Source organism: Caulobacter sp. RHG1, assembly GCF_013181195.1.
Taxonomy (GTDB): domain Bacteria; phylum Pseudomonadota; class Alphaproteobacteria; order Caulobacterales; family Caulobacteraceae; genus Caulobacter.
Genome location: NZ_SMZP01000001.1, coordinates 349,327 through 370,181, shown reverse-complemented (window position 1 = coordinate 370,181; position 20,855 = coordinate 349,327). Strand labels below are relative to the sequence as shown.

Genomic DNA, 20,855 nt, shown 5'->3' with positions numbered 1-20,855 from the left:
CGCATAGCGTGGGCGGCGGATCCGGCTCGGCCATTGGTCGACGTTATCCCGCCATGGCATGATCGCGCTCGGCCGAGTCGCACGCAGGTTGCGCGTGCGGACGCCCACCGCTTTTTGTCTCCGGGAAGATCATGGCCGACGTCGATACGCTGGACCTCATCAGCACCCTGACCGCGGACGCCTGTCCGCTGGGCGACGCGATCGCCCTGGCGATCCAGCTGGGGCAGGGCGACAAGCCCGCCTTGGCCGACCAGGCCTACAACATCTGGATCCGCTTCCACCCCGATCACCCACAGCTGTGCGTGGCGCACTTCAACCGCGCGGTCCTGCAGTCAGGTCTGGGCGACAACGTCGCGGCGGTGGCGTCCTTGGAGGCAGCGATCGCGCTGAACGCCGACTTCCTGCCGGCCTATGTCAATCTGGGCGGCCTGCAGGAACGCCTGGGCCTGCACGAACTGGCCATCGCCACCTGGGAGACGGGCGCCAATCGGCCGGCGGTGATGAACGGCATGGGCGTCAGCTACGCCTTCACCTGCCTCAAGCAGATCGCCCGCGTGCTGGGCGAGATGCAGCAGCCCTCGCGCGCCGAGCTGGCCCTGCAGCGCGCCGCCGATCTCGATCCCCACGCCATGGACGTGATCGGCCAGCTGGTCGCCACGCGCCTGTCGCAGTGCAAGTGGCCGGCCGTCCTGCCCGGCGAACGCCTCAGCCGCGAGACCCTGCTGTCAGGCGTCAATCCGCTGTCGGTGGCCGCCTATACCGACGACGCCTTGCTGCAGTTGGGCGCCGCCAATCGGTTCAGCGAGCGCGAGGCCAAGGTCACCGCCGAGCAGATCCGCACCGATCGCCGCGACGCCCCCATTGATCTGGCCGGCCGCCGCCCGCGCATCGGCTACATCTCGTCGGATCTGCGCGACCACGCCGTCGGCTATCTGATGGCCGAGCTGTTCGAGGTGCACGACAAGTCCAAGGTCGAGGTCTTCGCCTATTACTGCGGTCAGGAATCCAGCGACGGCCTCAACACCCGTATCCGCGCCGCCGCCGAGCATTTCACCGACATCCGTCCGATGTCCGACGACGAAGCGGCCCAGCGCATCGTCGATGACGGCATCGACATCCTGGTGGACGTCAACGGCCACACGCGCGACGCCCGCACTTCGGTCTTCGCCCGCCGACCGGCGCCGATCCTCGTCAACTGGCTGGGCTATCCCGGCACCATGGGCAGCGACTACCACCACTACATCATCGGCGATCCCGCGGTGATCCCGCCGGAGATGGAGCACTACTACTCCGAAGCCGTGCGGCGCCTTCCCTGCTACCAGCCCAATGACCGCCGCCGGAAGGTGGCCGACGAGCACCCGACCCGCGCCGAGGCCGGCCTGCCCGAGGACGGCTTCGTGTTCTGCTGCTTCAACGGCACGCAGAAGATCACGCCGCACGTCTTCGACCGCTGGATGGAGATCCTGAAGCGCACACCGGGCTCGGTGCTGTGGCTGTTGGACAGTACGCCCGAGACCAACGCCCGCCTGCGCGACTCCGCCGAGGCTCGCGGCGTCGATCGCATGCGCCTGGTCTTCGCCCCGAAGATGCAGAACGCCTATCACCTGGCGCGCTATCGCCTGGCGGACCTGTTCCTGGACACCACCCCGTACGGCGCCCATACCACGGCCTCTGACGCGTTGTGGATGGCCGTGCCGGTCCTGACGTGGCCGGGCCGCAGCTTCGCCTCGCGCGTCTGCGGCAGCCTGGTCTCCGCCGCCGGCCTGCCCGAACTGGTGGTCGACAGCGGCGAGGCCTATGTCGAGAAGGCCGTCGAGATCGGCGCCGATCGCGGCAAGGCCGACGCCCTGCGTGCGACACTGGCGGCCAACCGCGACACCTGCGTGCTGTTCGACATGGACCTGCTGGCCGGCAAGCTGGAAGCGCTCTACGGCGAGATGATCGCCGAGTATCAGGCCGGCCAGCGGCCGCGTCCGAACCTGACCAATCTGCCGGTCTATATGGAGATCGGCCTGGCCCTGGATCAGGACCATCGCGAGATGCAGGCCGAGCCCGATCTGGACGGCCTCTATCGTCACGAACTGGCCCGCCGCCATGCGCTCAAGGCGCTGCCCGCCGACGGTCGCCTCTGGGACGGTGGTCAATGAACCGCCAGCAGCTGGAGGCGCTGAAGTTCGACGGCTATGCGCCGCGCACCCTGCTGGACGTCGGCGCCCATGTCGGCAGTTTTTCGGCCGCCTTCGTCCAGGCGTTCCCCGATTGCGCCCCGACGATGGTCGAGCCCAATCCGTTCTGCGAGGAGGCGCTGGCCAAGCTGCCGTTCGAGCGCCACATGGCCGCCGCCTCGGACGAGAACGGGGAGGCCGAGCTGTTCCTGACCAAGGAATGGCTGCAGTCGACCGGCACATCGCTCTATCGCGAGAACACCGACTTCTTCCGCGACGAGGTGACGATCCGCCAGCCGGTGCGCAAGGCGCGTCTCGACGACCTGTTTCCGGGCCGCCGCTTCGACTTCGTCAAGATCGACACTCAAGGCTCCGAACTGGACGTCTTGCGCGGCGGCGAGGCCGTGCTGCGCCAGGCCGACTACATCCTGATCGAGATCTCGCTGGTGAACTACAACGCCGGCGCGGCCCCGGCCGAGGCGGTGTTCGCCCAACTGGCGGCCTTGGGCTTCGTCCCTGTCGACGTCACCGACTTCCACCGCCTGCGTGGCGTGCAGGACGGCGGCTTGCTGCAGATGGACCTGCTGTTCCGTCGGCGCACGGCGCGGCCCTCGCAGTTTGGCAGGCTGACGGCGCTGAACGACCTTTCCGGCCTCGTCGCCCACCTGCGCGACCGCAAGGCCCAGAGCCCGGACTTCCGCGTGCTGCTGCTGGACGGCGGACCCGCGGGCTGGCCGGCGGACCTGTCTGACGCGGTCCTGGGGGGCGACCTCTCGGACCCTGACAGCTATCGCGCTATCCTGGCCCAAGTCGCCCGCCATGGCCGCTTCGACTACTGCGTCGCGCCGCATGTGCTGCAGACCCTGGCGCGGCCGTCGGTGCTGCTGGAGCGCCTTCCGCTGATCGCGCAGGCCGGCTGGATCACGACGCCCTCGCGCTATCTGGAAGCGCTCAAGCCCGAGGGGGCGCATCGCGGCTACGCCCATCACCGTTGGGCCGCAGACCATGCCAGCGCCGTTCTCGCCCTGGCGCCCAAGACGCCGCTGATCGAGCACCTGACCTTCCCCGGCGAGGCCGTCTGGTCCCAGGCGCCGGAGCGGTTCGAACTGCAGGTCGGCTGGCGCGGCGGGCTGGCTTTCGAGATCGTCGGCGGGGAGGGGGCCTTGCCGCCCCGTGAGCAGGCCCTGGCCATGTTGGGCCGCTTCTACGAGGGCGTATCCAGCGATGCGCCGCCGTCCGACGCCGAGACTCCTGCCGACATCGACAGCGGGCTGGCCCAGGCGGTCGCCACCGCACGCGACCTGCACAGCGGCCTGCATCCGCTGGGCCGGCTGAAATATTACCACGACGCAGCCAGCCTGATCCTGTGCCAGCCGATGACGCCAGAGCGTCTGGCGCTGTTTGAGGCCCTGCTGTCCGAAGCCCTGGCCCTGAAGGTCGAGGCGCCCGACGCCGACTGGACCGACTGGGTGATCCACTATCGCGTGGTGACCGAGGCGATGTCCGGCGCCGCCATCGACGCGCCGACCCCGGTCGCTCGCGACGACGGTCCGCAGACCTTCATGACCGGCGACGGCCAGATCCTCGACGCGGCTGGCCTGCAGGTCCATGCCGACGGGCAGGGCGCCCAGGTGGTGTTCTTCGCCGCCGCCGACCTGCGCTATGTCGAGCTCTATGCCCGCCTGCTGGCGCTGTCGGTGATCAAGTATTCCGACGCGCCCTTCCTGGTGGTCATTCACGTCATCGGCGGCGCCGATCGCCTAGCCGAGGCCGTGGCGGCGGTGGGGATCGACGATCCGCGGGTGATCTTCACCGGCGACGCCTTCGACGCCGCCTCGGTGACCACCAAGTGCTACGAGGCGCCGCCCAAAGGCCTTATCGACATCCCGGTCGCTCACTACCAGTCGGTGCGCTTCCAGCGCCTGGGCGCGCTGCTGGACCTGCTCCAGCGGCCGGTGTTCGTCTCCGACATCGACCTGCTGCTGCAACGCGGGGTGGCCGACTTGCTGGACCAATGGGCCGACGCCGATCTCGTGATCAACGAGAACGAACGCAATGTGCAGGCCGGCTCGCGCATCACCGCCAACCTGCTGCTGGCTCGGCCGACGGACGCGACGGCGATCCTGCTGCGCTGGCTGCGGGCCTATCTGGACGAGCGGCTGTCGCGCGAGACGGTTACGCGCTGGATCGATCAGGTGGCTCTGAACCTGGCTCGCCATCACCTGGCCTTGCACGCGCCGGACGCCAGGATCGGGACCTTCGACACCGAGAGCGACATCAACAACGTGATGTTCGACGCGTATGTCCCCGGCCACCCGTTCCGGTTCCTGTCGCTGTATCACGGGTTCGATATGTCGACGCTGGAGGGGTGACGGCGGGCAAATAATCTCTCCTCCCCCGACTGGGGGAGGTGGATCGCCGCGAAGCGCGGCGAGACGGAGGCGGCTTGTACGGCTTAGGCGGCGCTGGCCCCTCCACCGCCGTTCGGCGGTCCCCCTCCCCCAAAAGGGGGAGGAGAGTTTTCAGAACTCGGCGCGCGCTTTCATCAGCACCGCGTTGTCGCAGGTCGCCCACAGCTCCGCGCCGCTTTCGACCCAGCGGCCCTGCGCCGCGATGGTTTCCCCCGCGAAGGCCGGCTTCAGCGCTCGGAAGCTGAAGCGCTTCAGCGGACGCTTGGGCATCGCTTCCAGGAGCAACAGCGCGATCAGCGGCCCATGGACCACCAGGCCCGGATAGCCCTCGACCCCCGTCGCATAGGCCTGATCGTAGTGGATCCTGTGCGTGTTGGACGTCGCCGCCGAGAAGGCCGCCAGCAGCACCGGGCCAGTAGGGGTCTCGACACTCCAGTCGGCCACGGGCGAGGGCCCGTCCGGCGTGCGCGGCGCGGGCGGGGCGGCGGTGTAGACGATCGTCTGGCGCTCGGTGACGCAGACTTCGCCGGCTTGGCTGAACATTCGGTCCAGAGTGACGAAGGTCAGAGGGCCGCTGCTCCCGGCCTTCTCCTCAACGGCGGCGACGGTCTCGACGAGCTCGGTCTCGAGGCCCGCGTGCAGCGGTTTTGTAAACCGAAGGTCCGCCGCCGCGAACATCCGCCGAGGCGGCAAGGACGGATCGCGCAGGGGATGACCATCGGGACCTAGGTCGGCGCGCCGCACGGGCTTGGCCAGGCACGCCCAGTGCCAGGCGGGCGGGACCTCCGTCGGCGTCTCGGCACGATCAAGCACCGCCGCCAGCCGCGCCAGGTCGCTGGCCGCCAGGATCATCAGTACGACCGCGGCAGGCCGAGCACGTGCTCGGCGACATAGGCCAGGATAAGGTTCGTCGAGATCGGGGCCACCTGATAGAGGCGCGTCTCACGGAACTTGCGCTCGATGTCGTACTCCTCGGCGAAGCCGAAGCCGCCGTGGGTCTGCAGGCACATGTCGGCCGCCGCCCACGAGGCCTCCGAGGCCAGCATCTTGCCGATATTGGCCTGCTCGCCGCACGGCAGCCCGGCGTCATAGCGGGCGGCGGCGTCATAGACGGTCAGGCGCGCGGCGTGGGTCTGGGCGTAGGCGCGGGCGATCGGGAACTGCACGCCCTGGTTCTGGCCGATCGGCCGGCCGAACACGACGCGGCCGTTGGCGTAGTCGCGGGCCTTGCCGATCAGCCAGGCCGCATCGCCCAGGCACTCGGCCCCGATCAGGATCCGCTCGGCGTTCATGCCGTCGAGAATGTAGCGGAAGCCCTTGCCCGCCTCGCCGATCAGGCTGTCGGCGGGGATGACCAGATTGTCGAAGAAGATCTCGGTGGTGGCGTGGTTCAGCATGGTGGCGATCGGCTTGATCGTCAGGCCGTTCCCCTTGGCCGCGCGCATATCGACCAGGAACACCGACAAGCCCTCAGCTTTGCGGGGCACCTGGTCCTTGGGCGTGGTGCGGGCCAGCAGCACCATCAGGTCGGAATGCTCGGCCCGGCTGGTCCAGACCTTCTGACCGTTGATGACATACGTATCCCCTTCGCGGCGGGCGAAGGTCGAGATCGAGGTGGTGTCGGTGCCGGCCGTGGGCTCGGTGACGCCGAACGCCTGCAAGCGGATCGAGCCGTCGGCGATCTTCGGCAACCACAGGTCCTTCTGCGTCTGCGAGCCGTGCCGCAGCACCGTGCCCATGGTGTACATCTGGGCGTGCAGGGCCGCGGCGTTGCCGCCGCTGGCGTGGACCTCCTCCAGGATCGTCGCCGCCGCGGCGAGTCCCAGGCCGCCGCCGCCGTACGCTTCCGGGATCAGCACGCCCAGCAGGCCGGCCTTGGTCATGGCCGCCACGAAGTCGGTCGGATAGGCCTTCTCGCGATCCAGGCCGCGCCAGTAGGCCGGCGGGAAGTCGCGGCACAGGGCGCGAACCGTGCTGCGCAAGGCCTCGATCAGTTCGGCGTCCACTAGACGCGCTCGAAGGCCAGCGCCGCGCCCTGGCCGACGCCGATGCACAGGGTGGCGAGGCCGCGCTTGCCGCCGGTGGCTTCCAGCTGGCGCAGCGCCGTCAGCACCAGCCGGGCGCCGGATGCGCCCAGCGGATGGCCCAGGGCGATAGCGCCGCCGTTGGCGTTCACGTGCGCCCCATCGTCGGGCAGGCCCAGCTGACGCAGCACCGCCAGCCCCTGGGCGGCGAAGGCCTCGTTCAGCTCGACCGTGTCGAAGTCGCCGATGGCCAGACCGGTCTTGGCCAGCAGCTTCTGGACGGCCGGGACAGGGCCGATGCCCATGACGCGCGGCTCGACGCCGGCGGTGGCGTAGCCGGTGATGCGGGCGCGGGGCGTCAGGCCGTGGCGCTTCACGGCATCCTCCGAGGCGACGATCAGGGCCACCGCGCCGTCATTGACGCCCGAGGCGTTGCCGGCCGTCACCGTGCCGCCCTCGCGGACGATAGGCTTCAGCTTGGCCAGGGCCTCGATCGTCGTTTCGCGCGGATGCTCGTCGCTGTCGACGATGGTCGGGCCGCTTCGGCCGGGGATCTCGACCGGGGTGATCTCGCCGGCCAGGAAACCGTTGGCCTGAGCGGCCGCCGCCCGCTGCTGGCTGCGCAGGGCGAAGGCGTCCTGGTCCGCGCGGTTCACCCCATAGTCGGCGGCGACGTTCTCGGCCGTCTCGGGCATGCTGTCGACGCCGTACAGCTTCCGCATGGCCGGGTTGATGAAGCGCCAGCCGATGGTGGTGTCGAAGATCTCGGCGTTGCGCGAGAAGGCGCTGTCGGCCTTGCCCATCACGAACGGGGCGCGGCTCATGCTCTCGACGCCGCCGGCGATCACCAGATCGTTGTGGCCCGACAGGATGGCGCGGGCGGCGTAGCCGACGGCTTCCAGGCCCGAGGCGCACAGGCGGTTTACGGTGACGCCGGGCACGCTGACCGGATAGCCCGCCAGCAACAGGCCCATGCGGGCGACGTTGCGGTTGTCCTCGCCGGCCTGGTTGGCGCTGCCCAGCACCACCTCGTCGATGGCGGCCAGGTCCAGGCCGGCGTTGCGGGCGGCAAGGGCCTTCAGCGGGATGGCGGCCAGGTCGTCGGCGCGGACCTTGGCCAGCGCTCCGCCGTAGCGCCCGAACGGCGTGCGGATCCCGTCACACAGATAGGCGGTCGTCATCCCGAGGCTCTCCCGTCTTCGCACTCAAACAAACGTTAGAGTCGCGGGAGGTCGGCCTCAACCGGTTTCTGATGGGAGCCGGACCACCCCAATCCGAGTTTCCCCGCGAAGGCGGGGACCCAAGCTGCGCCTGAAGAAGGTTCGAGGCGGCGCCACATCTGGAAAGTCAGCTTGGATCCCCGCCTTCGCGGGGAAACTCGGGGATGGGGGGCGTTGAGTGGGCGGAGTTCAGACAGCCCTAGCGCCAGCCGCCGCCCAGGGCCTGGACCAGGGCCACCGCCGTCGTCTGACGGGAGACCACCGTGGTCAGCAGGGTGCGCCGGGCCGACAGGGCCGAGGCCTGGGCGTTGACCACGTCGGTGAACACCACCTGGCCGGCGCGGTACTGGTTCAGCAGCATCTGCTCGGTCTGGTCGGCGGCCTGCGAGGCTTCCAGTTGCAGGGCGTATTGCCGTTCCAGGGTGCGGGCGGCCGTCAGCTGGTTCTCGACATCCTCGAAGGCGGTCAGCGCGGTTTGGCGATAGTTGGCGGCCGTGGCGTCATAGGCCGCGCGGCTCTGGGCGACCTGTGCCCGGCGCGCGCCGGCGTCGAACAGGGTCTGGGCGACCGACAGGCCCAGCGACCAGGTGTTGGCCGTCGCAGTGAGCAGATTGCCCAGCTCGCTGGAGGTCGAGCTGCCCCGGGCGCTGAGGCTGAAGGTCGGGAAATAGGCGGCGCGGGCCACGCCGATGTCGGCGTTGGCGGCGGCGACCCGGCGCTCGGCGGCGGCCACATCGGGGCGGCGCTCCAGCAGGGTCGAGGGCACGCCGACGGGGATCTCCAGCGGGGCCGGCTGCCACGTCGTGTCGGCGGCCAGGCGGAAGGTGCTGGCCGGCTCGCCGACCAGGACGGCGATGGCGTTCTCGAAGGTGGTGCGGTCCTGGGTCAGGCCTTCCAGGGTCGAGCGGGCGGTGGCCAGCGTGCTCTGGGCCTGCAGCACGTCCGAGCGCGGGGCGATGCCGGCGTCGTAGCGGTTCTGGGTGATCTGGACGACGCGCTGATAGCCCTCGACCGTGGCGGCGATCATGGCGATCTCGGCGTCGGCGCGGCGCAGGCCGAGGTAGCTGGTGGCCAGCTCGCCCTGGGCCGACAACTGGGCGGCGGCGAGGTCTGCCGCGCTGGCTTCGGCCGAGGCCTTGGCCCCGCTGATATTGGCGCGGATGCGGCCCCAGACGTCCGGCTCCCAGCTGGCGCCGATGCCGACCTGATAGCGCTGGGTGTCGCCGGCCCGGGTGCTGCCGCCCGCGCCCGGCGCGCTGGTCGTGCCGCCGCCGCCCGAGCGGGTGCCCGAGCCCGAGAGGTCGATGGTCGGGAACAGGCCGGCGCGCTGCTGGCGCACGAGCGCTCTGGCCTGGCGGTAGTTGGCTTCGGCGGCGGCGATGGTCTGGTTGTCCACCTTCACCCGCTCGGCCAGGGCGTTCAGCTGCGCGTCGCCCAGCAGGGTCCACCAGTCGCCGCGGTCCAGGTGGTCGGACGGTGTGGCGATCTTCCAGCCCTTCATGGCCTTGAACTGGGCGGGAGCCGCGGTCTTCAGGGCGGGGGTCTCATAGGCCGGCGTCAGCGAGCAGGCGCTCAGCACGGCCAGGAGGGAAACGGCGCCGATGGGGCGGAGCAGGCTGGTCATCAGGCGGGTTCCGGGGCGTTCGTCGAATGGGTCGTCAGATGCCGCTCGTCCTTGCGCTTTTTTCCGCGCAGGCGGTCGAGATAGACATAGACGACGGGGGTGGTGATCAGGGTCAGGACCTGGCTGGCGATCAGGCCGCCGATGATGGCCACGCCCAGCGGCCGACGTAGCTCGGCGCCTTCACCAAAGCCGATGGCCAGGGGCAGGGCGCCCAGGGCGGCGGCCAGGGTGGTCATCAGGATCGGGCGGAAGCGCAGCAGGCTGGCCTCGCGCACGGCGTCCTGGGCGGACAGGCCCCGGCTGCGCTGGGCGTCCAGGGCGAAGTCGATGATCAGGATGGCGTTCTTCTTGACGATGCCCAGCAGGAGGAAGACCCCGATCAGGGCGATGACCGAGAACTCCATCTTGAAGATCAGCAGGGCGATGACCGCCCCGACGCCGGCGGCGGGCAGGGTGGACAGCACCGTGATCGGGTGGACGTAGCTCTCGTAGAGAATGCCCAGCACGATGTAGATCGCCACGATCGCGGCCAGGATCAGGATCGGCTGCTGCTTCATCTGGTCGTCGGCGGCGCGGGCGCTGCCCTGGAAGCTGCCGCGCACGCTGGTGGGCATGCCGATCTGCGCTTCGGCCTCGGCGATGGCGGCCCGGGCGTCGGTCAGGGCCTTGCCCTCGGCGAGGTTGAACGAGACCGTCGTGGCCAGCTCGCCGTTCTGGTGGTTGACCGAGGTCGGGGTGGCGTTCTGCGAGACGCTGGCGATGGCCGGCAGCGGGGTCATGGCCGTGGCGGCGGTGTTCAGGGCTGAGCCCGTCGAGGCGTCGCGCAGGGCCGGATTGACGGCGACCTGGGTGGTCTCGGCGGTCTCGGTCGCAGCGGGCCGGGTCGGCACGCGGACGTCGTTCAAGGCCTCGGGACCTTGAGCGAACTTCTGGTTCCACTCCAGGATCACGGCATACTGGTTGACGTCCTCGTAGATCGTCGCGACCTGGCGCTGGCCGAAGGCGTTGTAGAGCGCGTTGTCGACGTCGCGCGGCGTGATCCCCATGCGCGAGGCGCTGTCGCGGTCGATGGTCACCAGGGTCTCGACGCCGTTCTCCTGCTGGTCGGAGTCGACGTCGGTCATCACGTCGCTGCGGGCCTTCATGGCCTCGGCCAGCTTGGCGGCCCACTCCTTGAGGTCAGCGCTGCTGTCGCTGGTCAGGGTATATTGGTAGGTCGAATTGCTCTGCCGCCCGCCCATGCGCAGGTCCTGCGTCGGGTTGAGGAAGACGTTCAGGCCGGTGACCTTCTGCAGCTGCGGTCGCAGGCGGGCGATGACGACCGAGCCCTTTTCCTTGCGTTCCTTGATCGGCTTCAGATTGACGAACATGAAGCCGCCGCCGGCGCGACCGCCGCCGGTGAAGCCGACCACGGTGTCGACGGCCTTGTCCTTGCGGATGATGTCGACCACCTGGCGCAGCTTCTGCTGCATGGCCTGGGAGGAGACCGACTGGTCGGCGCGGATGCCGGCCATCAGCTGGCCGCTGTCCTGCTGCGGGAAGAAGCCCTTGGGCACGGCGATATAGAGCCAGGCGGTCATGCCGATCACGGCGATCAGGATGGCGATGACCAGCGGCTTGGCGTGCAGCGCCCAGTCCAGGCAGCCCTCGTAGAAGCGGTGGATGCGGTCGAAGGCGCGCTCGAACGCCCGGCCGACGGGGCCTTCCTTCTTCTGGTGCGGACGCAGCAGATAGGCGCACATCATCGGCGTGGTGGTCAGGGAGATGACCAGCGAGATCAGCACCGCCGCCGACAGGGTGACGGCGAACTCGCGGAAGAGGCGTCCCACCTGGCCGCCCATGAAGAGGAGGGGGATGAAGACGGCGACCAGCGAGACGCTGATCGACAGCACCGTGAACCCGACCTCGCGCGCGCCCAGCAGGGCGGCGGCGAAGCGGTCCATGCCCTTCTCCATGTGGCGGGCGGTGTTCTCCAGCACCACGATGGCGTCGTCGACCACGAAGCCGGTGGCGACCGTGATGGCCATCAGGGACAGGTTGTTGAGCGAGAAGCCCAGCATGTACATCACGCCGAACGTGCCCAGCAGCGAGACGATGGTCGCCGCCGCCGGGATGAAGGTCGCCCGGGCGCTGCGCAGGAAGGCGCTGACCACCAGGATGACCAGCACGATGGTGATCAGCAGGGTGAACTCGATCTCGTGCAGCGAGGCGCGGATCGAGTTGGTGCGGTCGCTGGCGACGCTGACCTGGATGTCGCTGGGCAGCTGGGCGCGCAGCTCGGGCAGGACGGCGCGGACGCTGTCGACAGTCTGGATGATGTTGGCGCCCGGCTGGGCGGTCAGCAACACGATGATGGCCGGCTGGCCGTTGAAGAGGCCCAGGGTCCGGGTGTCGGCGACGCTGTCGGTGACGTCGGCGACGTCCGACAGCTTGACCCCGACGTCGCCGCGCCAGGCCACGACCAGGCCGGCATAGTCGGCGGCCTTGCGACCGGCGCCCGAGGTGTAGATCTGGTAGCGCTGACCGCTGCCCTCCAGCGCGCCCTTGGGGCGGTTGGCGTTGGCCGACTGGATGGAGGCGCGGACGTCCTCCATGCTGACGCCGTACTGGTTCAGCAGGAACGGATTGGCCGAGATGCGCACGGCCGGCAGCGAGCCGCCGCCGATCTCGACCTCGCCCACGCCGGTCACCTGGGCCAGGCGCTGGGCCACGACGTTGGAGACGGAGTCATAGATCTGGCCGGGGGTCTTGGTGTCCGAGGTCAGGGCCAGGATGATCACCGGCGAGTCCGACGGGTTGGCCTTGCGATAGGTCGGGTTGCTGCGCAGCGTGGCGGGCAGGTCGGCGCGGGCGGCGCTGATGGCGGCCTGCACCTCGCGCGCGGCGCCGTCGATCTTGCGGTTGAGGTCGAACTGCAGGGTGACCCGGGTCGAGCCGGTCGAGCTCTGCGAGGTCATCTCGTTGACGCCCGAGATCGTGCCCAGGCGGCGTTCCAGCGGCGTGGCGACGCTGGAGGCCATGGTCTGGGGGCTGGCCCCGGACAGGCTGGCCTGGACCGAGACCGTCGGATAGTCCACCTGCGGCAGGGGCGAGACCGGCAGCACCAGGAAGGCGGCGATGCCCGCCAGCGCAATGCCGATGGTCAGGAGGACCGTGGCGACCGGCCGCTTGATGAAGGGCCCCGACAGGTTCACGACGGCGCCCCCGGCAGGGCTTCGGGCTCGGCGCTGTCGGGCTCGTCCTTGCGCTCGCGACGGACGCTGGGCGCCAGGCGGTCGAAGGCCAGATAGACGACGGGCGTCGTGAAGATGGTCAGCAACTGGCTCAGCAGCAGGCCACCGAAGATGGCGATGCCCAGCGGCCGGCGCAGCTCGGCGCCTTCGCCGAAGCCCAGCATCAGCGGCACGGCGGCGAACAGGGCCGCCAGCGTCGTCATCAGGATCGGGCGGAAGCGCAGCACGGCGGCCTGGAAGATGGCGTCGTGCGGGCTCATGCCCTCGTTGCGCTCGGCGTCGATGGCGAAGTCGATCATCATGATCGCGTTCTTCTTGACGATGCCGATCAGCAGGATGATGCCGATGATCCCGATGACGCCCAGGTCGTTGCCGGTGATCCACAGGGCCAACAGCGCCCCGACGCCGGCCGAGGGCAGGGTCGACAGGATGGTCATCGGGTGGATGTAGCTCTCGTACAGCACACCCAGCACGATGTAGACGCAGACCACGGCCGCCAGGATCAGCCACAGCTGATTGGACAGCGAGCTCTCATAGGCCCCCGCCGCGCCCAGGAAGGTGTGGGTGACGGCCACCGGCATGTCGATGGCCTTCATCGCCTTGCGGATTTCGCCGACCGCGTGGCCCAGCGACACGCCGGGGGCGGTGTCGAAGCCGATGGTCGTGGCCGGGAACTGGGCGACGTGGGTCACCTGCAGCGGGGCCTGTTGCGTCTTGATGGTCGAGAACGCCGTCAGCGGGGCGGGCGCGCCGCCGCCAGTCTTCAGGTTCAGCGACCCCAGGCTGGCCGGATCGGTCAGCAGGCCCGGCTTGGCCTCCAGGATCACCCGGTACTGGTTAGTCTCGGTGAAGATGGTCGAGACGATCCGCTGGCCGAAGGCGCTGTAGAGGGCGTCGTCGACGTCCGAGGCGGTGATCGACAGGCGCGCGGCGGTGTCGCGGTCGATGTCGACGAACGCCGCCTGGCCGGTGGCCGAGGCGTCCGAATAGACGTTGCGGACGGCTTTGACCTTGGCCAGCTCGGCGGTCAGTTTGCCGGCCCATTCCTTGATCGTGGCGGTGTCGGCGCCTTCCAGCGACAGGCGGTACTGGGTCGGGCCGCTTTCGGCGTCGATGGTCAGGTCCTGGGTCGGCTGCAGGTACAGCGTCACGCCCGGCACCTCGGCCACGCGCTCGCGCAGCCGCTGCATGATCTTCTCCTGCGAGCCCGAGCGGTCGGCCTTCAGGTTGATCTGCATCTGGCCCGTGTGGAGCATGGCGTTGTTGGCGCCGTCGACGCCGATGAACGAGGCGACGTTCTCGACCGCCGGATCGTCCAGGATCGCCTCGGCGGCCTGCTGCTGCAGATCCGCCATGCGGGTGTAGGACACCGATTGCGACATTTCGGTGCGAGCCTGAAGCTGGCCGGTGTCCTGGGTCGGGAACAGGCCCTTCGGGATGACCATGTAGAGCAGGGCGGTCAGGACGAGGGTCAGCACCGCGACCACCAGGGTGGCTTTCTGGCGTTGCAGCACCCACTCCAGCGCCTTCTCGTATCGAGCCTCGACCCGTTCGAAGCTGTCCTGGATCTTCTTGCTGAAGCCCTTGGTCTGCTGCTCGGGGTGCGCCGTCAGCCAGCGCGCGGCCAGCATCGGCGTCAGGGTCAGGGAGACCACGGCCGAGATCAGGATGGTGATCGACAGGCTGATGGCGAACTCGCGGAACAGCCGCCCCACCACGTCGCCCATGAACAGCAGCGGGATCAGCACGGCGATCAGCGAGATGGTCAGCGAGATGATCGTGAAGCCGATCTCCTTCGCGCCCTTCAGCGCCGCCTCCATGGGCTTTTCGCCCTTTTCCAGGTGGCGGCTGATGTTCTCGATCATGACGATGGCGTCGTCGACGACGAAGCCGGTCGCGATGGTCAGGGCCATCAGGCTGAGGTTGTTGAGCGAGAAGCCCAGCAGGTACATCACCCCGCACGAGCCGATCAGCGAGATCGGCACGGCCAGGCTGGCGATCACCGTGGCGCGCAGGCTGTGCAGGAAGAAGAAGATCACCAGCACGACCATGATCACGGCCAGCAGCAGCTCGAGTTCCACATGGTGGACCGAGGCGCGGATGCCGGCGGTGCGGTCGGCCAGCACCTGGACGTCCAGGGTAGCGGGCAGGCCCGCTTGCAGCTCGGGCAGCTTGGCCTTGATGGCGTCGACGGTCTTGATGACGTTGGCGCCCGGCTGGCGCTGGACGTTGACGATGATGGCCGGGGTCTTGCCGGCCCAGGCGCCCAGGCGGGTGTTTTCGGCGCTCTCGACGACCTGGGCGATGTCAGAGAGGCGGACCGGGGCGTTGTTCTTCCAGGTGACGACCAAGTTCCTGTAGTCGTCGACGCTGAGCAACTGGTCGTTGGCGTTGATGGTGTAGCTGCGGGTCGGGCCGTCGAAGCTGCCCTTGGCGCTGTTGGCGTTGCTGGCGCTGATGGCGCTCTGCACGTCGGCCAGGGTCAGGCCGTAGCTGGCCATGGCTTGGGTGTCGGCCTGGATGCGCATGGCCGGGCGCTGGCCGCCCGACAGGCTGACGAGGCCCACGCCCGAGACCTGGCTGATCTTCTGGGCCAGGCGGGTGTTGACCAGGTTCTGCACCTCGGTCAGTGGCAGGGTGTCGGACGTGATGGCCAGGGTCAGCACCGGAGCGTCGGCCGGATTGACCTTGGCGTAGACCGGCGGGGCGGGCAGGTCGGCCGGCAGCAGGGCGTTGCCGGCGTTGATGGCGGCTTGCACCTCCTGCTCGGCGACGTCCAGCGTCTCACCGAGGTTGAATTGCAGGGTGATGACCGAGGCCCCGGCCGTGCTGACCGAGCTCATCCGGGCCAGGCCCGACATCTCGCCCAGCTGGCGTTCCAGCGGCGCGGTGACGGTCTGGCTCATCACCTCGGGGCTGGCCCCAGGGTACAGGGTCTGGACCTGGATGGTGGGATAGTCGACCTGCGGCAGGGCCGACAGCGGCAGCAGCCGGAAGCCGACCAGGCCGGCCAGCACGATGGCCGCCATGAACAGGGCCGTGGCGACCGGCCGCAGGATGAAGGGACGCGAGGGGTTCATCGGTCGGGACTATTCCGGACGCTGACGACGACGCTCGCCGCCCTGACCGGCCTGCCCTTGACGCTGGCCTTGCGGCTTGGCGCCCGGCAGCTGGACCTTGCCGCCGTCGCGCAGGCGGTCGCCGCCTTCGGTGATGACCTTGTCGCCGGCCTTCAGGCCCTCGGTGATCTGCACCTGGACGCCGGTGGCCTGGCCGGTCTTCACGCCGCGGCGCGAGACGGTCTGGTCCTGGTTCAGCAGCCAGACGAACGAACCGTCGCTGCTCTGGCGCACGGCGGTGGCCGGCACGACGACCGCGCCCTTCACGCTGTCCAGCTCCATGCGGACATTGACGAACTGGCTGGGGAACAGCGCGCCCGAGGCGTTGGGGAAGCGGGCCTTGGCGCGGACGGTGCCGGTGCCGGTGTCGACCAGGTTATCCAGGGTCGAGAAGGTCCCGCGGTCGAGGGTGTTGGTGCGGGTGCGGTCCAGGGCGATGACCGGCAGGGCGGCGCGGCCCTGGCGGGCGGCGACGCGCGGCACGTCGTCCTGGGGCACGGTGAACTCGACGTCGATCGGCGACAGGGTGGTGATCACCGCCACGCCGGTCGCATCGCCCGCGCCGACATAGTTGCCGACGTCGACGACGCGCAGGCCGACGCGACCCGAGACCGGGGCGACGATGCGGGCGAAGCCGACGTTCAGGCGGGCGGTGCCGACGGCGGCGCGGTCGGCCATCACGGTGCCTTCCAGCTGCTTGACCGTGGCGGCCTGGGTGTCGACCTCCTGGCGGGCGATCGAGTCTTGCGCCAGCAGGGTCTGGTAGCGGGACAGGATAAGCTTGGCGGCCGACAGCTGGGCTTCGTCGCGGGTCAGGTTCCCCTGCGCCTGCAGCAGCGCCATCTGGTAGGGGCGGGCGTCGATCTGCACCAGCGGCTGGCCGCGCTGGACGGTCTGGCCTTCGCGGAAGAGGACTTCGGTGATGACGCCCGAGACCTGCGGGCGCACGGTGACGGTCGCCGCCGGGGTCACGGTGCCCAGGGCCTCGATGATGATCGGCAGGTCGGTGCTGGACGCGGTGGCCACCGCGACCGTGCTGGCCGGACCGCGACGACCGCCGCCGAAGCCGCCGCCCGGACCGCCGGCCTGGTCGCCGCCGCCCTTCAGCAGGCTCCAGCCCAGCCAACCCACGCCGACCAGGGCCGCCACGGCGATCAGGCCGCCGATGATCAGCGTCCGGCGGCGCGGAGGCGTGCGCGGGGCGGTGGTCTGGAAGTCGGTCATCGTCAGCCTTCGAGCGGCCGCATGCTGCGGCGAGAGCGGGAGGCGGCGGGTCACTCCGGAGAGCGCCGTTCGCACGTCGATGCACCCCTAAAGGGCCAACGTGTTCGCCAGTTTGCAGGGCTGAAATGTTCGAACGCCGATATGGCTCCGCTTGAGAGGACCCGATATGGCGCCGCTTCATGGGACGGCGTGGGAACTGCGGGGCCAATGTCCTCAAAGTCAGTTATTTTGGTATAGACCAGATAATCTTATCTGGTGTAGTCCAATTATCATCTCAAGTTAGCGGTTTCGCCGCCTGGGCTAACGGTCCAAAGGTCTGCGACTGCCAGCTTTACCGGCAGTGTGGAGTCATGGCCGTGCATGTGATCGAGCAGATCTTCGACCTCTTCGAGCGCTCCGGTGCGCAGCACTATGGCGAGAACGCCTCCCAGCTGCAGCATGCTCTTCAGTGTGCGGATCTAGCGCGCGACAGCGGCTGCTCCGACACGCTGACAGCCGCGGCGCTGCTGCACGACATCGGCCAGCTGATGGGCGGCGCCGGCGAGGCCGCCGAGCAGCTGGGTATCGACGCGCGGCACGAGGTTACGGGCGCGCGCTTCCTCGCCAAGCACTTTCCGCCCGCCGTCTGTGAGCCCGTGCGCCTGCACGTGGCCGCCAAGCGCTATCTGTGCGCGGTGGATCAGGCCTATGCGGCGACCCTCAGCGCCGCCTCGATCCTGAGCCTTCGCTTGCAGGGCGGCCCGATGTCGGACGCCGAGATCGCGGTCTTCGAGGCCGAGCCGTTCTTCGCGGATGCGGTCACGCTGCGGCGTTTCGACGACGAGGGCAAGCGGCCCGAACGGGTGTCGCCAGGGCTGGCCAGCCATCGCTCGCTGCTCGAGGGACTGCTGGTGTCGGTCGGGAACTAGACAAATTTCCACTCCGCAGCGGCGACTGTCACGGAGGTGTCGCCGCAAGCTGCTTAAAGCTCTTGGTCCATACCAGTTGGGACCAAGGGGGAACCTATGTCGAAGCGATATCCCGTTCGGACCACACGCCCGAACCACAAGAACATTTTGCTGGCCACCGTCTCTGTGATGGCCGCCGGCGCGACGTCATCGGCCGCGCTGGCGCAACAGGCCTCGGCCGACTCGGTCGACGAAATCGTCGTCACCGGCTTCCGCAAGTCGCTGAGCGACGCCCGCGCCCTCAAGCGCGACTCGGTGATCCTGAAGGACGCCATCGTCGCCGAGGACATGGCCAAGTTCCCGGAACTGAACCTGGCGGAGTCGCTGCAGCGCCTGCCGGGCGTGCAGATCAACCGCGAGGCCGGCGAAGGCCGCCGCATCTCGCTGCGCGGCCTGGGTCCCGACTTCGCCCGCGTCCAGCTGAACGGCATGGAAGTGCTGGGCAATGTCGACTCGGCCCAGGACAGCCGCGGCCAGCGCTCGCGCGACCGCGCCTTCGACTTCAACATCTTCGCTTCGGAACTGTTCTCGAAGGTCGAGGTCGAGAAAACCTTCCAGGCAGCCCAGAACGAAGGCGGCATGGCCGGCACGGTCGGCCTGTTCACCGGCAAGCCGTTCGACTACGCGCCAGGTTCCAAGGGCGCGGTGTCGATCAAGGTCGGCACCAACCAGTACACCAAGGATGCGCAGCCGCGCGTCGCCGGCCTGTTCAGCCACAACTGGGACAACAAGTTCGGCGCGCTGGTCTCGGTCGCCTACGGCAAGCGCGAGACCACCGAGCAGGGCCACAACACCTACAACTACAACCAGCCCGGCGCCGACCGCCTGCAGGAGATGGTCGACGACGGCCTGGACATCTCGAAGCTGAGCGCGGCGCAACGGGCCAAGTTCCTGTCCGGCGACCTGATCTTCGCCGACGGCAACCGTCTGTCGTCCTGGAACTCCAAGATGGAACGTCTGGGTGTGACCACGGCGCTGCAATGGCAGCCGACCGACAACCTGCTGCTGACCCTGGACGCCCTGCACGGCCGCTTCACGACCCATCGTAACGAGCTGCATCTGGCGACCCGCCCGCTGAACTCGGACGGCTCCGTGGCCTTCGACGCGCCGGCGGGCGGCGTCTGGCCGGCGGCCTTCCAGAAGGGCTCAGCGATCAACAACCTGGCCTGGGACGGCAACGACTACGTCACCATGACCGACGTCACCGGCGTGACGTTCGGCAGCGAGAACCGCCGCTCGCTGAACAAGAACCGCTTCAATCAACTGGCCCTGACCGGCAAGTGGGACGCCACCGAGCGCCTCTCGTTCGACGGTCATGTCGGCTACGAGAAGTCGACCTACAAGACGCCGTACGACGACAAGCTGTACATGCGCGCCAAGGGCAACATGATCGCCAACTACGGCGACGACGGCCGCTCGGCGTCGTTCCAGTATCCGGGCTCGGATATGACCAACGCCGCCAACTACGCGATGGACTCGTTCTACTACCGCGCCTTCAACAACCAGTCCGAGCTGAAGGAAGGCGTGCTGAACGCCCGCTATGAGCTGAACGACGTCTTCACCCTGCGCGCCGGCGTGGCCTATCACCGCTTCCGCCAGGACGGCATCGACAAGTTCTACGACGACAACGTCAACGGCACGCGCTCGAAGATGCGCGGCACCTCGGCCGGCGACGTCACCTCGGTGTTCAAGAACAGCTTCGGCTCGTGGCTGATCGGCGACTACGACAAGGCCTTCGCCAAGTACAAGGAATACCACCGCCTGGAGGCCAACAAGGACGGCACCGGCGGCGTCATCCAGGACATCGAGAACGTCTACACCACGACTGAAGAGACGATCTCCGAGTACGTCCAGGTCGATTGGGACACCGATCTGTTTGGCAAGCGCTTCCGCGGCAATATCGGTCTGCGCGGCTACCAGACCGACACTCACAGCACCGGCTGGATCCAGGGCGACGCCTACGCCTATCTGGGCACCACCGACGTGAAGGGCAGCTATTCGGGCGTCCTGCCGGCCATGAACTCGGTGCTGGAGCTGACGCCGGAAGTGCTGGTGCGCTTCTCAGCCACGCAGAACCTGAACCGTCCGGGCCTGGGCTCGATGGCGGCCGAGGGCGGCGCGCGGGAGGAGGACGGCAGGATCACCGCCTCGCGCGGCAATCCGAACCTGAAGCCCTACAAGGACACCTCGCTGGACTTCTCGCTGGAGTACTATTTCGGCCAGGTCGGCCTGCTGTCGGCCAGCGTCTTCCACAAGAGCATCGACAACTTCATCGGCACGCTGACCCTGGAAGACGTGCCGTTCAGCCAGACGGGCGTGCCGCACACCAGCATTCCCGGCGCGACGCCCAACACGATCGTCGACGAGTTCTCGATGCCGATCAACATCGCCGGCAAGCGCAAGCTGACGGGCGTGGAACTGGCCGCCCAGGCTCAGTTCTCGTTCCTGCCGGCGCCGTTCGACAAGCTGGGCGCGGTGGCCAACTACACCTATGTCGACACCGACAAGGCGCTGACGGGCATCTCCAAGACCAGCTACAACGCCACGCTCTACTACGAGACCGACGTCTGGGGCCTGCGCGGCTCGATGAGCCATCGCACCCGCTGGTACACCGGCCGCAGCGACTCGCCGATGAGCGCCAGCACCCGCGGCTTCGAGGGCTCGACCTATGTCGACGCCTCGGCGTTCTGGAACATCACCGACAAGCTGCAGGCCTCGCTGAACGCGATCAACCTGACCAACCAGAAGGACACCCAGTTCTGGGGTCAGAACCGCTACCTCTATAACCAGAACCAAAGCGGCACGACCTACATGATGGGTCTGGCCTACAAGTTCTAAGACACGACCTGAACGGGGCGCCTCTCCTTCGCGGAGGGGCGCCTTTTCCG

Annotated in this window: 11 protein-coding genes; 4 read left to right on the top strand and 7 right to left on the bottom strand. The window is 68.5% G+C overall.

All coding sequences use genetic code 11. The annotated features are described in order from the left end of the window. Positions 1-131 precede the first annotated feature (131 nt). Together E1H18_RS01675 and E1H18_RS01670 are read left to right on the top strand one after the other, a co-directional pair. Positions 132-2,147, top strand: coding sequence for an N-acetylglucosamine transferase (locus tag E1H18_RS01675; RefSeq protein WP_172263067.1), 2,016 nt, complete (start codon positions 132-134; stop codon positions 2,145-2,147). Continuing rightward, complete coding sequence (locus tag E1H18_RS01670) at positions 2,144-4,537, top strand: FkbM family methyltransferase (protein ID WP_172263065.1); 2,394 nt, start codon at positions 2,144-2,146, stop codon at positions 4,535-4,537. Before E1H18_RS01675 ends, E1H18_RS01670 begins: the two co-directional genes overlap by 4 nt. Before the next feature lie 150 nt (positions 4,538-4,687). Here the strand turns inward: E1H18_RS01670 and E1H18_RS01665 are convergent, their stop codons facing one another. From E1H18_RS01665 to E1H18_RS01635, 7 genes are all read right to left on the bottom strand, one after another. Next, positions 4,688-5,428, bottom strand: coding sequence for a hypothetical protein (locus E1H18_RS01665; protein WP_172263063.1), 741 nt, complete (start codon positions 5,426-5,428; stop codon positions 4,688-4,690). Next, positions 5,428-6,630: an acyl-CoA dehydrogenase family protein gene (locus tag E1H18_RS01660; protein WP_370526389.1), complete on the bottom strand. Its 1,203-nt coding sequence runs from the start codon at positions 6,628-6,630 to the stop codon at positions 5,428-5,430. Before E1H18_RS01660 ends, E1H18_RS01665 begins: the two co-directional genes overlap by 1 nt. Then, on the bottom strand, positions 6,582-7,781 hold the full coding sequence (gene pcaF, locus E1H18_RS01655) for a 3-oxoadipyl-CoA thiolase (RefSeq protein WP_172263059.1): 1,200 nt from the start codon (positions 7,779-7,781) through the stop codon (positions 6,582-6,584). The genes E1H18_RS01660 and pcaF overlap by 49 nt, the downstream gene beginning before the upstream one ends. Before the next feature lie 238 nt (positions 7,782-8,019). After that, on the bottom strand, positions 8,020-9,444 hold the full coding sequence (locus tag E1H18_RS01650; RefSeq protein ID WP_172263057.1) for an efflux transporter outer membrane subunit: 1,425 nt from the start codon (positions 9,442-9,444) through the stop codon (positions 8,020-8,022). Beyond that, on the bottom strand, positions 9,444-12,638 hold the full coding sequence (locus tag E1H18_RS01645) for an efflux RND transporter permease subunit (RefSeq protein WP_172263055.1): 3,195 nt from the start codon (positions 12,636-12,638) through the stop codon (positions 9,444-9,446). The genes E1H18_RS01650 and E1H18_RS01645 overlap by 1 nt, the downstream gene beginning before the upstream one ends. After that, positions 12,635-15,757 carry a multidrug efflux RND transporter permease subunit gene (locus E1H18_RS01640; RefSeq protein ID WP_172263053.1) on the bottom strand — a complete coding sequence of 1,041 codons (3,123 nt, stop codon included), beginning with the start codon at positions 15,755-15,757 and terminating at the stop codon, positions 12,635-12,637. The genes E1H18_RS01645 and E1H18_RS01640 overlap by 4 nt, the downstream gene beginning before the upstream one ends. Before the next feature lie 9 nt (positions 15,758-15,766). Beyond that, positions 15,767-17,020 (bottom strand): efflux RND transporter periplasmic adaptor subunit, encoded by a 1,254-nt coding sequence (locus tag E1H18_RS01635; protein ID WP_172263051.1) that lies wholly within the window; start codon positions 17,018-17,020, stop codon positions 15,767-15,769. A gap of 350 nt (positions 17,021-17,370) precedes the next feature. Here E1H18_RS01635 and E1H18_RS01630 point away from each other — a divergent pair, with 350 nt between their 5' ends. Both E1H18_RS01630 and E1H18_RS01625 read left to right on the top strand, forming a co-directional pair. Next, positions 17,371-17,928, top strand: coding sequence for an HD domain-containing protein (locus E1H18_RS01630; RefSeq protein ID WP_172263049.1), 558 nt, complete (start codon positions 17,371-17,373; stop codon positions 17,926-17,928). A gap of 96 nt (positions 17,929-18,024) precedes the next feature. Next, a complete protein-coding gene (locus tag E1H18_RS01625; RefSeq protein WP_172263047.1) occupies positions 18,025-20,805 on the top strand; it encodes a TonB-dependent receptor in 2,781 nt (926 codons plus the stop codon). Positions 20,806-20,855 lie beyond the last annotated feature (50 nt).

Excerpts from the sequence above, each read along its gene's own strand:
- E1H18_RS01675 (WP_172263067.1), top strand. The coding sequence starts at position 132 with ATGGCCGACGTCGATACGCTGGACCTCATCAGCACCCTGACCGCGGAC.
- E1H18_RS01670 (WP_172263065.1), top strand. The coding sequence starts at position 2,144 with ATGAACCGCCAGCAGCTGGAGGCGCTGAAGTTCGACGGCTATGCGCCG.
- E1H18_RS01665 (WP_172263063.1), bottom strand. The coding sequence starts at position 5,428 with ATGATCCTGGCGGCCAGCGACCTGGCGCGGCTGGCGGCGGTGCTTGAT.
- pcaF (WP_172263059.1), bottom strand. The coding sequence starts at position 7,781 with ATGACGACCGCCTATCTGTGTGACGGGATCCGCACGCCGTTCGGGCGC.
- E1H18_RS01650 (WP_172263057.1), bottom strand. The coding sequence starts at position 9,444 with ATGACCAGCCTGCTCCGCCCCATCGGCGCCGTTTCCCTCCTGGCCGTG.
- E1H18_RS01640 (WP_172263053.1), bottom strand. The coding sequence starts at position 15,757 with ATGAACCCCTCGCGTCCCTTCATCCTGCGGCCGGTCGCCACGGCCCTG.
- E1H18_RS01635 (WP_172263051.1), bottom strand. The coding sequence starts at position 17,020 with ATGACCGACTTCCAGACCACCGCCCCGCGCACGCCTCCGCGCCGCCGG.
- E1H18_RS01630 (WP_172263049.1), top strand. The coding sequence starts at position 17,371 with ATGGCCGTGCATGTGATCGAGCAGATCTTCGACCTCTTCGAGCGCTCC.
- E1H18_RS01625 (WP_172263047.1), top strand. The coding sequence starts at position 18,025 with ATGTCGAAGCGATATCCCGTTCGGACCACACGCCCGAACCACAAGAAC.